Here is a 14,511-nt window from a genome sequence, read left to right on the forward strand (position 1 = left end):
TTCTTACCGGCTTATATAGGAAGGCGGGCCGCGAAAGCGACGGAAATGGACCTGGTTCCCCGCTTAATTTGCGGGTTACGGCGCCGGCGGCGGGTGGAATTCGATCGCCTGATCGTCCGCCGTCAGGGTGTCGCGGGATGCGGCCATGGCCGACGCAGCATCCATATCGTCTCCGCCGATCGAGTCCGTGTGATCGGGGGCCTTCTTGTCGGTGATGATCTGATAGAGCTTGCGCGCGCCGTCGGTTGCGCGCTGGCCGATCGCGGTCGCGGCCTGGCCACCGACCTCGCAGGCAGCGGGTTGGCGCTTGCAGAACTGACCCATGTCGCTAATCGTCGCGGTCGCAGCCGAGACCGCGTCCGATGCGCTGATCTGCGGCACCTTGTCCGATTCAGGTGTTTTGTCCCTCGGTAGCAGCACGAGCACCAGCCCGAGCCAGAATGCCAAGCGCAACAGGAAAAACATGGCGCGACCCCGGTCGTCTGTCTTGTCTTTTGCTTCACATGCGGTCGATGCCGCATTTGGCTCACACGTAGCATCGCTCGATAAATCGGAAGTGTTTGCATTGAGGTAAATCCGCCGAAAAAACGCGTAAAATCCGCCTGATTTGATTCGGCGTAAATTTTCGATTGATGACGTGCGGCGAGGCCTGATGTGCCGGATCGGGCGTGTCCACCATTTCGAAACCATAGATCGTCACGTCCGGAAACCTGCCGTTCACCATCCCTGACAAATGCGCGGTGAATAGCGCGCCAAAGCTTCGCGAATGCACGGTGTTTGGTGGCGGGACGCCTCGCCTTAGCGTTCGCTTAAGTTCGCTCTGACACGTTGACCTACAATCACCAAGGAGGCGTTCCGGCGCGTCTGTCCGACGATCGAGCCGAAGCGCGAGTGCTGTGAGTGTTGTGAGTCTAATTCGCGATTGCCTCGATGCGCTGCTGCATCCGTCGGCGCAATATGATGCGCTGACGCGTGCGCGCCATCGCGCCTTCATGGCGCCGCGGCTGCTCGGCAGCCTGGCTGCGCTCGCGTCCTTCCCGGCCTTCCTTGCGATGCGCGGTGCGCCTACGGCGATCGAGGTCGCGGCCTTCGCCTGGCTGATCGCGCCGATCCTGCTGTCATGGTTCCTGTCGCGCACCGGCCGCTACGAGGGTGCGCATGTGCTGTCGTCGCTGGCGCTCGCCGGTCTCGTGATGATGATCGCGGCGAACACCGGTGGAATTGCGTCCTTCGCCGCCGTATGGCTCATCGTCATTCCGATCGAGGCGGCGCTGTCGGCGTCGCGGCGCGTGGTGGCCTTTGCATTCGCGCTGGCGATGACCTGCGCGGCGTTGCTGAGCGCGCTCGGATATTATCACGTGCTGCCGGCTGCTGACGCCGCGATCGCGGCGAGCAGCATGTTGGGCGGCTTCGGCGTCGTGTCGGCGATATTCTATGCAGCCGGGCTCGCCTTTGGCGCCGAGTCGCTGGCGCGCACCACCGTGTCGCTGCTCTACGTCGAGGAAGAGCGCTATCGGCTGCTCGCGCACAACATCAGCGATGTGTTGTCGCGGCACAGCCGCAATGGTGCGGTGCGTTTCATTTCGCCCGCAGCCGAGATCATGCTCGGCGTTCAGGCACCGCGGTTGTTGGGCCACGGTCTGTTCGACCGCGTTCATGTCGCGGACCGCCCAGCCTATCTCACCGCACTCTCGGATGCCGCGCGCGGCGGCGAGCCGCGCAGCGTCGAGTTCCGCCTGCGCCGCGACGCCGCGCGGGGCCAGACCGTCGCGGCCGACTTCATCTGGGTGGAGATGCGCTGCCGTCCGCTCGATCAGACCTCCGGCGAGGCTGAGGTCGTCGCCGTGATCCGTGACGTCACCGATCGCAAGGTGCAGGAGCAAGCCCTGGAGCTGGCACGCAACGCTGCAGAGCAGGCGGATGCGTCCAAGACGCGCTTCCTCGCGACCATGAGCCACGAACTGCGGACGCCGCTCAACGCCATCATCGGCTTCTCCGAGATGATCGCGCAGGAGGAGGCCCTGGGCCTGGATGCCGTGCGCCGCAAGGAGTACGCGCAACTCATCCACGACTCCGGCCAGCATTTGCTGTCCGTCGTCAACGGCATCCTCGACATGTCGAAGATGGAGTCCGGCAATTTCGAGATTTCTCCCGAGCCGTTTGCCCCGCGGCCGGCGCTGGTCAATTGCTGCAACCTGGTGGCGCTGAAGGCGCGCGAGAACGGCGTCGATCTCGTGACCCGCGTCCCCGATGATTTGCCGGTCATGAATGGCGATCTGCGCGCGTTCAAGCAGATCGTGCTCAATCTCGTCTCCAACGCCATCAAGTTCACTGAACGCGGTGGCAGGGTGACGGTGTCGGCAGCGGTCGAAGGATCGCGGCTGCAGCTGCGTGTCTCGGACACCGGCGTCGGCATTGCCGCCGACGACCTCAAGCGGATCGGCGACCCATTCTTCCAGGCCGGCAAGACCTATCAGCGTCGGCACGAAGGCACGGGCCTTGGCCTCTCGATCGTGAAGGGACTGGTCAGCCTCCATCACGGCGAACTGAGCGTGGAAAGCAAGGTCGGCGAGGGCACCACGGTGTCGATCGCGCTGCCGCTCGCGTTCACGCCGCTGGCAGCGGCCGAACCGTCCAGCAATGTCTCGCCGCTGAAGCCCGCGCTGCGGTCCGGATTACAAGAGCAAGCCCATCAGGTGAAGAAAAGTGCCTAGAAAGACTTTGGACGATGATGAGGCGCCGCGCCGTCGCCGCGGCGCGAAGGTAATGGCGATCGAGGCCGAGGAAGAACGTGGCCTCTTCCTGCGCGTGCTGCTCTACAGTCCGAAGGACATGGTCGTGGGCGTGCTGGCAGCGGCTGTCATCGTTGCGATCCTGATCAATGCCTTGTTCCTGCAGGCTGGCCGTCATCCGTCGCCGATGTTTGGCGGCTCGGTCGTGACGCTTCCGCCGCCGGTGCCGGTCGTCGCCGTGACCAGCCCGTTGCCGCGTCCGCGCCCGGCTGAAGCCGCAGCGCGGTCGGTCGAGCCGGCTGCCGTGGAGACGCCGAGGCCGGTCGAGGTGAAGCCGGTGGAGACGAAGCCGGCTGAAACCAGGGCCGCCGAGGTAAAATCTGCTGAAGCCAAGCCGGCCGAGGCGAAGGCGTCCGACCCCATGACCAATCTGGTGATGAAGTCGACCGCTGCGCCGCCGGCCGCCGCGCCGTCCAACGTCATTCGTCCGCCGACACCGATCCCGACCCCGCATCTGAGCCCGGCCGGAAGACGCATCGCCGCGGTCCAGCGTGCGCTGACCGAATATGGCTATGGTCAGCTCAAGCCGACCGGCACGATCGGCGCGGATACGCAGACCGCGATCGCGAAGTTCGAGCGGGCGCGGAAGATCCCGGTGACCGGACAGATGTCCGATCGCCTCGTCCACGAACTCACCGCGATGATAGGCCACCCGATCGAGTGATTCCGCTCGTCAACTGACGTCCTCAAGCAGGACCTCTCTGACCTCGTCGGAGAACTCTTTCTTGCGTCCCCCCCCCCAAACCAACACCGATTCCGGATCGTCGGGATCCGGAATGGCCCCGTCGACCCAGGCGCGGCTCACACTGCGACAGCGAGGATATGGACGGCTGGTGCGAGGGGCAACCTGCAGGGGTGCTCGACGCCGCGATTGCACGGAGCCGCGCCGCTGGCCTATAGGTCGCGCATGCGATTGAAAACCAGCATATGGGTGGCCGCCTATCTGCGCCGTTGCCAGACGGAGGGCGTGTTCGGCGCGATCCGAAAGAAGGGTGCCGAGGAGGCCGGTGCCGTCTTCGTCAAGGTGGCGCTGATGGATGGCAACGCAATGCTGTATGCGCCGGCGCCACAGACGGTTTATGACGACAGCCGCCCGGTCGAACGCTTGTTTGTTCCGATAGCGCCGGAGCCGTTGCCCGAGCCGTCGGTCGAGCAACGATTGGTCAAGGAGGTCCGCTTCGACCCCGATGCATGGATCGTCGAGACCGAGGACCGCGCGGGGCGGCATCTTCTCGATCTGGCGAAAAGCTAGCTTCCGGATTTGTGGTTGCGAATGGCCGGCGCGCTGCCGGGCTGCACGGTCGGCCGCGTCAGCGACGACGCCGGACGCGCGCGATGAAGCTCATCGTCATAGAGCGAGGGGCGATACTTGGCGCGGGCCACCGCCATGGTCGAGCCGCGCCACGCCGCCAGCATCACGAGTGCGGAGCGTTCGCTCAGCCGATCGTAGAGCCGCGACAGGCGATAGACATAGTTGACCGATGAACCCGCTTCCGGGTTGAGGAACATCAGGATCCGCTGAAACGCCGCGCTCGACACGTCGAGCGCCCGCATCGCGCAGGCGAGCGGCTCGCCGCCGGGATCGTTCACCACTTGCGCGGCGATCGGCGATGACAGGATCAACGCTTCTCCGAGTTCCAGCGTGAAGTTCTCGACGTCCTCGGCGAACGCCGCCATCTCCAGGATGTGGATCGCGCGCGCGGCGCGGTCGGCCGGAATTCGCGCGGCGGCCTTCAGCGGCGTGTCCTGCAGATTATGCAGGATCCGCGCGCGCTCGCTGGCACCGGCGGCAAAGAACATGTCGGAGATTTCGGCCGCATCGTTCGGCCGCATCGACAGGCTCGCCGCTATCCGCATCTCGGCTTCGGTCGGGATCCTGACGGTTGGCGCTGGCGGCGCGGGAGCGGGAATGGGAGACGCAGCCGCGATCGGCTGGCCGGCATCGGCGCGCCGCAGCCCGAGCTTGTCGAGGATCCTGGCGGGCGTTGCCGGATAGATCGCAAGGCGGGCGCGGACGGCAGCGCGGGTCGCGTCGTCGACCTCGTCGATCAGGCGCGACGTCAGCTCGACGAATTGCTGCTCTTCGTCGGCGGAGTGGGCGCTTGCCTGTACATAGAGGTCAGTCAAGACGCGCAACAGGGTGGGGCGGATGTCGACACCCTCGCGTCGGGAGAGCGTCATCAGCCCATCAAAGCCGGGAAATAGTGGAGCTGCGCTCATCTCGGGCGTTACGCGACGTCGGTATCGATTCGAGTTTGGGAATCCTCGTGCAAGCGAGCCTACGCGGGCTGCTTTAAGAGGCAGTTAAGGAAAATAAGTCGTGAAGGCGAAGGCTACAATTTGCGCGTGTCAAATAAGGCACAACGCCACATCCGTAACCGCCCGCATTTGCAGATTAAGATGTCATTAACCATGCCCGTTCTTAATTCGGGCAGCGCAGGGCAAATCATGTCCGTGCGGCGGCCAGAGAGAACGGAACATGGGCACCATCATCGAGTTTCCGGCGGATGCGGCTACCCGGCGGCCGAGCATGATGGACGGCGCTGCAAGCGAAGGTATGGGAATCGTGCTGATCCTCCCCGTCGTTCGGATCGAGCGAGCTGCCGAACAGACCGGCGGTGATCGTGGACCCGAACAGGGGACTGCACCGGGGCGCCGTCGCCGCCGGCGCTCCTGATTGCGGACATCGTGCGATGCCGGAGCTTGCGCAGCGGATCGCTGGCCGGCGGTCACTCCCAGCGCTGATCCTCCTGTTGGCGGGCGCCACGCTCGGCGGCTGCAGCGGCGGTGACTTCGGCCGCACCCGCGCCGACTTCCGCAACGACGACATGCATCGCTGGCTCGGTGCGGAAGCGACCGGCAGCATCGGCATGAAGGCCTCGCAGTTCCAGCTCACCGAGAATGAGCGGCAGCTGCGCGACCTCGCCTATCAGTTCGTCGAGGCGCCGCTTTCGCGCCCGGCCTGGAAGAGCGTGTTCGGCGACTACCAGCCGCTGCCGTCGCCATGGCGGCAGAAAGTGGTGTTCGACCGCACCGCTTACGGCCGCAACCTGATCGATGAGCCGCACCGCTCCTTTGCCTCGCGCTATTCGCTGCTGATCGACGATGTCCGCGACGACATCACGCGCTTCGAACCGTTCTTCGCCACCGCGAGCCAGGTGATCGACCTCGACCGCAAGCGCAACGCCAGTCTCAACATGATCGCGGATGTGTCGCCGCGCGAGCGCGCCGACGCAGTCGCGCGGATGGAAGAGAACGCGCTGATCGTGCAATGGGTCCAGCAGAGCCTGGAGCGGCGCATCTCGTCCTATCGCTGGGCGCTGGAGCGGCTGGTGATCCAGGCGCCTGATGGCATGGCGGCAGACGCCGACCGCCAGATCGGCGAGCTCGCGCGTCTCGCGGCCGCTGCGCCGATCGTCTCCGCGCCGGTCATCGGCCGCGCCGTGGTGTCGAAGGGCTAGGCTTCCTTTCCTTTAGTCTTGCGCGGCCGCCCTTGGCCTGCTGCCGCGGCAGTGTCGCAATGAACTCCTTCAGCGCATCGGACGGCGGACGGGCTGCGGGATAGGCGAGCCCGACCTGCCGCGTCACGTCGATCTCGATCGCGCGCACTACGACGTCGGGATTGCCGCGCGCCACTCCTTCGGGGACGATCGCAACGCCGACGCCGGCGGCAACCAGCGCCATCGCCCAATCCTCCGATTCGGCGATCGCCACTGGGGCGCGCGGCGGCGAGGCGCGCTTGAAGAATTCCTGCTGCTCGCAATGGCAGCGATCGATCATCGGGACGCCGGCGAAATCGGCGGTCCGCAGCGTCTCCTTCAAGGTGAGCGGATGCGATGGCGGCAGCGCCGCGACGTAGCGCTCGCTCCAGAGCGGGATGAAGTGCTCGCCGGCGTCGATCATGGACTTCGCGACGATCCGTGCGTCGGCCTTCTCGTTGGCGCCGACCAGGCGCAGCGCGAGATCGGTGTTGCCGGTCAGCGGCTTCAGCAGCGCAATCGTGCGCGCCTGATCGAGCGTCCGCAACAGCCCGAGCGTCAGCGCCTGCCGCGTCGCCGGCTTGCGAAACAGGTTTCGCGCCGCGTCCGCCTCGTCGATGATCCTGCGGGCGACGGCATGGAATTGCGCGGCGGATTCCGTCGGCGCCATGCCCTTCTTGTGCCGGATGAACAGCGTGGTGCCGAGCTCGGCCTCGAGATTGGTGATCGCCGCCGAGATCGACGGCTGCGAGATGAGCAGCGCTTTGCCGCGGCCGTCAGGTTGCGCTCGCGATAGACCGCTGCGAAGTAGCGTAGCTCGCGGATATCCATAGGAAGTGACTATCGAATAGATCAGAATACAATATTTTACCTATGTCATGACGCGTGGCAAGCCGTGAGCTGGTTCAGCGGAGGGTTCATCATGCGCATCCATCATCTCAACACCGGCACCATGTGTCCGATCGGACAGCGGCTTGTGAACGGCATCGGCGGCTTGTTCCGGCGCGGGCGGATGGTCTGTCACTGCCTGCTCGTCGAGAGCAATGACGGCCTTGTGCTGGTCGACACCGGCATCGGGCTTGACGATATCGCGGACCCGGCGCGGCTCGGCCGCAAATGGGTCAGGCAGACCACGCCGCGGCTCGACCCGGCGGAGACCGCGGTGCGGCAGATCAAGGCTCTCGGCTTCTCTCCGAACGACGTGCGGCATCTCCTGCTGACGCATCTCGATCGCGATCATGCTGGGGGCGTGGCGGACTTTCCGAAGGCCAAGGTCCACGTCCACCGCAAGGAGTACGAGATGGCGGTGACGCGGCAGATTGCGCCGCCGCCCGGTCGCTACGTCACGGCGCAGTGGCGGCGCGGGCCGGACTGGGCGCTCCATGACGAAGGTGGAGAGAACTGGTTCGGTTTTGCGGGCGTGCGCGCGCTCGGCGACCGCGAGCCCGATATTCTCGTAATCCCGCTGCCGGGCCACACGCTCGGCCACTGCACGATCGCGGTGCGCGATGGGGGCAGGTGGCTGCTGCACGCTGGCGATGCCTATTTCCATCACGCGCAGCTCGACGCCAGGCCGAGGATTCCGCTCGTGCTCGGCATGTTCCAGCGCCGCGTCGACATGGATCGCGCGGCGCGCATCCACAACCAGGAGCGGCTGCGGGCGCTGAAGGCGGCCCATGGCGACACCGTCACCATCATCAACAGCCACGACCCCGTCGACTACGAGGCCTGCCGCTGCGGCCGGCATACGGCGCCAGCCGCCGCGGCCTAGCGCTTGCGCGCCGGGGGCGGTGCCGGAGCCGGGGCGACCGGCGGCGGCGCGTCCTGCTTCGCGGTCGCGGGCTCTGACTGCACCTTGCACTTCGCGGCTGCCAGCGAGGCCTGCGCCTGCGGCATCAGGCCGGGCTCCGGCGCCAGCGCCTTCAAAAGGATCAGCCCGGTGGTCGTCGGCGAGTCGATGATCAGCCGGTCGGCGGAGGTGATGTCCTCGTCCTCTGGCAGGTCGCTGTGCTGCGCTTCCGTCATCAGGTCGAGCTCGATCACCTTCTTGCCGGCGGAGCGGTCGTTGATGGCGTAATAGGCGATCTCCTGGCGGGTGTAGAACGACACCGACGTATAGGCTTGGCTCACCGGCACCGTGAGCTTGATCGGCCCGGTCGACAGATCGTAGCGGCAGATCGCGACCGCGAAGGCCGGGTCCATCAACGGCATAGGCGAGTTGTTGGGATCGGCCAGCGGCAGCTGCGTCACCTCGTTGAGCTTGGTCATCGGCGTCAGCCGCGAATAGGCGTCCTGCGAGGCGATGCTCGGCAGCGCCAGCACGCTGACGAGATGCACCACGCCGCCCAGCAGCACGCCCGCGATGATGGTGAGCAGCAAGCGGATCATGGGCAGCCTGTCGTTGCGATCGCCGGCAGCGGCGCATCACGCTGCGTGCGGGTCGCCACTCCGACCGGCGTGTCGTAGAGGCGGAGCATCAGCGCGTAGCGCTCGATGCCGCCGGTCGGGAGCCAGTTGCCGGCCCGCGCGCGCGAGGCGATGTGGATCTCGAAGGTGCCGTCGGAGGCGCGGATGATCTCCTGGCTGGTGAAGCCATAGCGCTGCAGCGCGTTGGCGACCAGATGGCCCTTGCGATCGAACAGCGTCAGCGTCCAGAACCGCGCCGCCGGCGTCACGCCGCTGACGACAACATCGCAGCGGCCGTCGAGCGGCTTGTTCTTGTCGTCTGTGGTGGCGGTGAATGCGATACCGTCGCCGGTGCCGATCGGCAGCTCGCCGCTGCGCGCGATGGTCGCGCGGGAATAAGGGTCGACGTCGGAGGTGCCGTTCTTCGGCCGCGCGGTCCAGGCGCCGATCTTCAGGGTGCCGAGATCAGTGCCGCGCGTCGCTGTCATGTAGGTCAGGCCGAGCCCGACAGCGGCGGCGATCAACAGCGCCAGCAAGGTGGAGAAGAGTAGCCGCACGTCAGTTCTTACGTGGCACGGTCGCCGTCGCGCCGTCCGGCCCGGCCGCGGCAACATAGTTTTCGGGGAAGGCCAGTGCGCTGGAGGATTCCGGCTTGGGCGTGACGTTGGACGGCTCGTTCAGCGTGGTCTTGCCGATGGTCTTGGCGGCGTCATCGAGCTCCTTCTCGACGCGGACCAGGACATCGGCGCCACGCTTGGTCAGCACCGGCGGCGGGCCCGGCCGCGTCTCCAGCACCTTGGGCGCAGCATTGGCCGCGACATTGGCCTGCGGCGGCTGCGGCAGCTTCTGACCCATGCCGACACCGGTCAGTTCCTTCACCTCGACGCCCTGATGCGCGGCGAGCATGATGTCGTGCCACGTCTGTGCCGGCAGCGAGCCGCCGGTCATGCGGTTGGTCGGCGAATAGTCGTCATTGCCGAACCAGACCGCACAGGTGAAGTTGCCGGTGTAGCCGACGAACCAGGCGTCGCGGTAGGCATTGGTGGTGCCGGTCTTGCCCGCGGTCGGAATGCCGTCGAGCGCGGCGCGGCGCGCAGTGCCTTCGCTGACCACGTGGCTCATCATGCCCGCCATGTCGGCGGCGATATTCGGCGGAATTACCTGACGCGGCTTCGGCCCGTCGCGGTCCCAGCGCCAGACCAGGTCGCCGGCGCCGGTGCGGACCTCGAGGATCGCATGCGGCGTGACGGCCTTGCCCTTGTTCGGGAAGGTCGCATAGGCGACGGCGTGTTCAAGCACGGTGACTTCGTCCGAGCCGATCGGCAGCGACGGGGTGTCCGGCAGCGGCGCCGTGAGGCCGAAGCGGCGCGCGACCTCGACGATCTTGGCGCGGCCGGCCTTCGGCCCTGCCTTGCCGCCGAGCAGGATCGAGAGCTTGACCGGGATGACGTTGATCGAGCGGGTGATCGCCTGCGTCAGCGTCACCAAGCCGGAATACGAGTGCCCATAGTTTTGCGGACACCAATTTCCGATACAGACCGGGCCGTCGACGATCTTCGAATTCGGCGTGAAGCCATTCAGCAAGGCCGTGGTGTAGACGTAGGGCTTGAACGACGAACCCGGCTGCCGATAGGCGTCGACGGCGCGGTTGAACTGGCTTGCGCCATAGTCGCGTCCGCCGACCATGGCGCGGATGCCGCCGTCGAGATCGGACACGACGGTTGCCGCCTGGGTCGCGTGATAATCGCGGCCGAACTGGCGCAGCTGGTTCTCGATCGCTTCCTCCGCCGCGTGCTGCACGTTCATGTCGATCGCGGTGCGCACCACGAAGACGCGTTCGGTGTAGGACTTCGGGAAGGTGTCGACGAGCTTGCGCATCTCGTCGAAGGCGTAGTCGAGATAGTAGTTTGGCGAGTTGTCGTCGCGCCGGTCGACCGCGACCGCGGGGTTGCGGCGGGCGCCGAACACCTGGCCTTCGGTCATGAAGCCGGCATCGACGAGATTGTCGAGCACGACGTTGGCGCGGGCGCGCGCCGCGGGCAGGTTGATATGCGGGGCGTATTTGGTCGGCGCCTTGAACAGGCCGGCGAGCATCGCGGCCTCCGCGAGGTTCACGTCGCGCACCGACTTGTTGAAGTAGAAATGCGCCGCGCCGTCGACGCCGAAGGTGCCGCCGCCCATATAGGCGCGGTCGAGATAGAGCTTGAGGATCTCGTTCTTGGTGAGGCGCGTCTCCAGCCAGATCGCGAGGAAGGCTTCCTTCACCTTGCGCTCGATGGTGCGCTCGTTGTTCAGGAACAGGTTCTTGGCGAGTTGCTGGGTGATCGACGATCCGCCCTGGCGAACGCCGCCGGCCTGCGCGTTGGTGACGAGGGCGCGCACCAGGCCCGGAACGTCGATGCCGAAATGGTCGTAGAAGCGGCGGTCTTCGGTGGCGAGCGTCGCCTTGATCAGGTTGTCCGGAAAGTCTTCCAGCGGGATCGAGTCATTATGCTTGATGCCGCGGCTGCCGATCGGGTTGCCGTAACGGTCGAGGAAGGTCACCGCGAGATCGGATTTCTTCAGCCAGTCCTCGTCGGCGGTCTCGCGGAAGGCGGGGATCGCGAGCGTCAGCATCAGGACCATGCCGGCGAGCCCGATGGTCGCGGCCTCCGACAGCGGCTCTATAAACACCCAGCGCTTCCAGCGGCCGACATAGAAGCGGTCCATGAAGGTCGAGTAGCGCTCGTAGAGCTCGCGCAGCCCCTTGCCCGACGAGAACAGGGTCGAGTCGATACGCGCATCGAGGTCGAGGAAGAAGTTCCGGACCTTCTGCTTCCAATGCGGCGGTAGGATCTGGCGCACCGTGGCCCTTGATCAGTTCGACAGCGCTGCAGGCGCCCCACGGGGGCACCGACGAGCGTCTTGCTTGGAGGTTGCGGCAAACCCAAGGCGCTTTTGCGTCATTGGGGACTCGCAGGCTGTTCTATCCGAGCGGCAGCTATAAACCAATGGCACGGCTCGTGAATTTAATGAGAGGGCTAACGTCGCCCACCGGCTTTTTCGACCCCGCAAAAACCACCCCCTTGCGCGGGCTTTGGCGGCATCCCAAGAAGAGCGGCATCGGCATTTTCAGGGAATCATGACAGCACCGCCCAAGCGCCCGTCGGACCAGGAGGGATTCTTCTGGAAAACCAAGACGTTGGAAGAGATGTCCAACGCCGAATGGGAGAGCCTGTGCGACGGCTGCGCACGCTGCTGCCTGGAGAAGCTTGAGGACGAGGACACGGGCAGGATCTACTTCACCCATATCTCCTGCAAACTGCTCGATGCCGGCCTCTGCACCTGCAAGGACTATGCGAACCGCTCCGACAAGGTTCCGGATTGCGTCCGCCTGACGCCTGAGAACGTCCGCACCCTGAACTGGCTGCCGCCGAGCTGCGCCTACCGCCTCGTGGCCGAGGGACGGGATCTCTATTGGTGGCACCCGCTGATCTCCGGCGATCCCAACACCGTTCATGAAGCGGGCGTCTCGGTGCGTGGCCGGGTGCAGGGCACCGAGCTCGACGTCAACGACGCCGATCTCGAGGATCACATTGTGCGGTGGCCGGCGCTGCTGCCGAAGCGGGCACGGCTGAAGAAACGTCAGAAAACGACGAAGGCGTGACGTCGTAAGACGTGGGGCCACGCGGCTTTCAATCACGTCATCGCGAGAATGCCCCGGCGGGAAGCACCCATGCGCGGAGGTGCCTGCCTCGGTAACGAATTGCTGCATAAATTGCCGCTTGCAGAATCATTCCATCGCGGGCACGGCCCGCGCAGCACTTATACGCCCCAAATGAACAAGTATGAACGGCAGAGCCGTTTTCCTGCCGACCAACAGACATTGCCCGACGACATTGCCGTAGAGTTGTCTGGTCTTCCGAGCGAGGTGATTGAACTCAGCGAGGCCCCGCCCATCGCGCCGCCTGCCGCGCTCAATCACGACGAAGTCCGCACCATCGTGATCAGCCTGATGCTGACGATGTTTCTTGCGGCGCTCGACCAGACCATCGTCGCCACCGCGCTGCCGACTATCGGCCGCCAGTTTCACGATGTCACCAATCTGTCCTGGGTGATCACATCCTATCTGCTGGCGTCCACCGCCGTGGCGCCGGTGTTCGGCACGTTGAGCGACATCTATGGCCGCCGCGCCATGATCATCACTTCGCTCAGCCTGTTCGTGGTCGGCTCGATCCTGTGCGCGATCGCGCCGAACATGACCATGCTGATCCTCGCCCGCGGCCTGCAGGGGCTTGGCGGCGGCGGCATCATGCCGGTCGTCCAGACCGTGATCTCCGACGTGGTCTCCCCGCGCGAACGCGGCCGCTACCAGGCCTATTTCTCCAGCGTCTGGATGGCCGGCGGCATTCTCGGGCCGGTGATCGGCGGCGTGTTCGCGGAGCATCTGCACTGGTCGATGATCTTCTGGATCAACTTGCCGCTGGCGGCGGCTGCGCTCGCGCTGTTGCTGCCGAAGATGGCCAAGATCCCGGTGTTCCACCGCAAGCGCGAGGTCGACTGGCTCGGCGGCATCCTGCTGATGGCATCGGCCGTCGTGTTCATGCTGGTGCTGACCTGGGGCGGCACCCGCTATTCCTGGCTGTCGCCCACCATTACCGCGATGCTTGGGGCCTCGGTCGCGCTCGCCGGCGCCTTCGTCTGGCATGCGCGGCGCGCGGATGAGCCATTCCTGCCGCTGTCGCTGCTCGGCGGCTCGGTGGTTCCTTTCGCGATGGGTGCGGGCGGCTGCGCGCTTGGCGCCATCGTCGGCCTGACCGTCCACCTGCCGCTCTATTACGAGGTGGTCTATCACCTCAGCGCCAGCGAGGCCGGGCTTGCGCTGATCCCGCTCGCCGCGATCTCGACCTGCGGGGCCGCGATCGCGGGACGAACCATGGCGAAGGCAAAGCACTACAAGCGCGTGGCGATCGTCGGCACCTCTGTCGCCGCGATCTGCGCCGTCGGGATGGCCGTCACGACCTTGCCGCTGTGGGGATTGCTTGTTCTGATGGGCGTGTTCGCGCTCGGGCTCGGCACCACGTTCCCGGTCAGCGTGGTGTCGCTGCAAAACTCGGTGGCGCGCGCGCAGGTCGGAACAGTCACCGGCGCGATGAATTTCTTCCGCGCGCTGATGGCCTCCTTCACCGTCGCTGCTTTCGCGGCGATCCTGCTGATGACGCTGGGGCCCGATATCTCGCTTGCCGGCGAACATCACGCGGCGGGCGCGGGCGTCGTGAGTGCGATCCCGGTCGCCGATATGATCACTGCCTTCCGCTATGTGTTCACCGCAGCTGCCGTGCTGCTGACCACCGCCTCCATCTGCATGATCACGATGGAAGAGCGCCCGCTCGCCGGCCCCGCCACGCGGCCGGCGGTCGAGATGGCGGAGTAGGGCGGCCGCCTCGCCAACGGCCGTCGTTCCACGAAGGCCGGAGCAGCGTCCACCGCTGTCGTCCCGGCGAAAGCCGGGGCCCATACGCCGCGGCTTGTGTTGTGAACGGGACTCGCCGTTCGTCGTCCTGGCGAACGCCAGGACCCATAACCACCGCATTTGATGATGAATGAGATCTTGGCCCCAGCGTCGCGCAACAATGAGCATAATGAACATTGGGGGTAACGGGTCCTGGCTTTCGCCAGGACGACACTGAATGTGTGGCGCTGGTTGAGAGTCGTACATCCGCGTTCTCGCGGCGCGATGCGTCCGAGGTTTTCGTCAAGTCTTCGCCACTCTGAGGATCAGAGGGCGCAGGGAAAGCCGGGTGCCGATCGCACCCATGGGTCCCGTGCGAATGGAAAGCACGGGAGGTAGGACC

At 65.6% G+C, this 14,511-nt stretch carries 13 protein-coding genes and 1 pseudogene; 8 read left to right on the plus strand and 6 right to left on the minus strand.

Annotated features, from left to right (window positions below):
- Positions 1 to 75: 75 nt before the first annotated feature.
- Positions 76 to 465, minus strand: coding sequence for a DUF5330 domain-containing protein (locus MTX23_RS12510; protein WP_280976948.1), 390 nt, complete (start codon positions 463 to 465; stop codon positions 76 to 78).
- Between the two features lie 431 nt (positions 466 to 896).
- On the opposite strand from MTX23_RS12510, the gene MTX23_RS12515 reads away from it, so the two are divergent.
- From MTX23_RS12515 to MTX23_RS12525, 3 genes are all read left to right on the plus strand, one after another.
- A complete protein-coding gene (locus MTX23_RS12515) occupies positions 897 to 2,714 on the plus strand; it encodes a PAS domain-containing sensor histidine kinase (RefSeq protein ID WP_280976949.1) in 1,818 nt (605 codons plus the stop codon).
- Positions 2,707 to 3,456: a peptidoglycan-binding domain-containing protein gene (locus MTX23_RS12520; RefSeq protein ID WP_280976950.1), complete on the plus strand. Its 750-nt coding sequence runs from the start codon at positions 2,707 to 2,709 to the stop codon at positions 3,454 to 3,456. The genes MTX23_RS12515 and MTX23_RS12520 overlap by 8 nt, the downstream gene beginning before the upstream one ends.
- 243 nt (positions 3,457 to 3,699) lie before the next feature.
- Complete coding sequence (locus tag MTX23_RS12525) at positions 3,700 to 4,044, plus strand: DUF1491 family protein (protein ID WP_280976951.1); 345 nt, start codon at positions 3,700 to 3,702, stop codon at positions 4,042 to 4,044.
- Here the strand turns inward: MTX23_RS12525 and MTX23_RS12530 are convergent.
- Positions 4,041 to 4,973, minus strand: coding sequence for a DUF2336 domain-containing protein (locus MTX23_RS12530; protein WP_280976953.1), 933 nt, complete (start codon positions 4,971 to 4,973; stop codon positions 4,041 to 4,043). The genes MTX23_RS12525 and MTX23_RS12530 overlap by 4 nt on opposite strands.
- Before the next feature lie 298 nt (positions 4,974 to 5,271).
- Between MTX23_RS12530 and MTX23_RS12535 the strand changes: the two genes are divergently transcribed.
- Positions 5,272 to 5,469: a hypothetical protein gene (locus MTX23_RS12535; RefSeq protein WP_280976954.1), complete on the plus strand. Its 198-nt coding sequence runs from the start codon at positions 5,272 to 5,274 to the stop codon at positions 5,467 to 5,469.
- A 16-nt stretch (positions 5,470 to 5,485) separates the two neighbouring features.
- A complete protein-coding gene (locus MTX23_RS12540) occupies positions 5,486 to 6,253 on the plus strand; it encodes a hypothetical protein (protein ID WP_280976955.1) in 768 nt (255 codons plus the stop codon).
- Here the strand turns inward: MTX23_RS12540 and MTX23_RS12545 are convergent.
- Positions 6,222 to 7,102, minus strand: a pseudogene (locus MTX23_RS12545) (LysR family transcriptional regulator). The gene MTX23_RS12540 and the pseudogene MTX23_RS12545 sit on opposite strands and share 32 nt — an antisense overlap.
- A gap of 91 nt (positions 7,103 to 7,193) precedes the next feature.
- Between MTX23_RS12545 and MTX23_RS12550 the strand changes: the two are divergent.
- The gene (locus MTX23_RS12550) at positions 7,194 to 8,042 is read left to right on the plus strand and encodes an MBL fold metallo-hydrolase (protein ID WP_280976956.1); all 849 of its coding nucleotides are present in this window, start codon (positions 7,194 to 7,196) and stop codon (positions 8,040 to 8,042) included.
- On the opposite strand, the gene MTX23_RS12555 is transcribed toward MTX23_RS12550, so the two are convergent.
- Genes MTX23_RS12555 through MTX23_RS12565 form a run of 3 tightly spaced genes read right to left on the minus strand, consistent with a single transcriptional unit; the run spans position 8,039 to position 11,521 of the window.
- A complete protein-coding gene (locus MTX23_RS12555) occupies positions 8,039 to 8,659 on the minus strand; it encodes a DUF1254 domain-containing protein (protein WP_280976957.1) in 621 nt (206 codons plus the stop codon). The two genes, MTX23_RS12550 and MTX23_RS12555, sit on opposite strands and share 4 nt — an antisense overlap.
- Complete coding sequence (locus MTX23_RS12560; RefSeq protein ID WP_280976958.1) at positions 8,656 to 9,234, minus strand: DUF1214 domain-containing protein; 579 nt, start codon at positions 9,232 to 9,234, stop codon at positions 8,656 to 8,658. The genes MTX23_RS12555 and MTX23_RS12560 overlap by 4 nt, the downstream gene beginning before the upstream one ends.
- Position 9,235: 1 nt before the next feature.
- Complete coding sequence (locus MTX23_RS12565; protein WP_280976959.1) at positions 9,236 to 11,521, minus strand: PBP1A family penicillin-binding protein; 2,286 nt, start codon at positions 11,519 to 11,521, stop codon at positions 9,236 to 9,238.
- Between the two features lie 277 nt (positions 11,522 to 11,798).
- Here MTX23_RS12565 and MTX23_RS12570 point away from each other — a divergent pair, with 277 nt between their 5' ends.
- On the plus strand, positions 11,799 to 12,323 hold the full coding sequence (locus MTX23_RS12570) for a YcgN family cysteine cluster protein (RefSeq protein WP_280976960.1): 525 nt from the start codon (positions 11,799 to 11,801) through the stop codon (positions 12,321 to 12,323).
- 171 nt (positions 12,324 to 12,494) lie between these two features.
- Positions 12,495 to 14,090 carry an MDR family MFS transporter gene (locus MTX23_RS12575; RefSeq protein WP_280976961.1) on the plus strand — a complete coding sequence of 532 codons (1,596 nt, stop codon included), beginning with the start codon at positions 12,495 to 12,497 and terminating at the stop codon, positions 14,088 to 14,090.
- Positions 14,091 to 14,511: the final 421 nt, after the last annotated feature.

Source organism: Bradyrhizobium sp. ISRA436 (genome assembly GCF_029910015.1).
Lineage (GTDB): Bacteria > Pseudomonadota > Alphaproteobacteria > Rhizobiales > Xanthobacteraceae > Bradyrhizobium.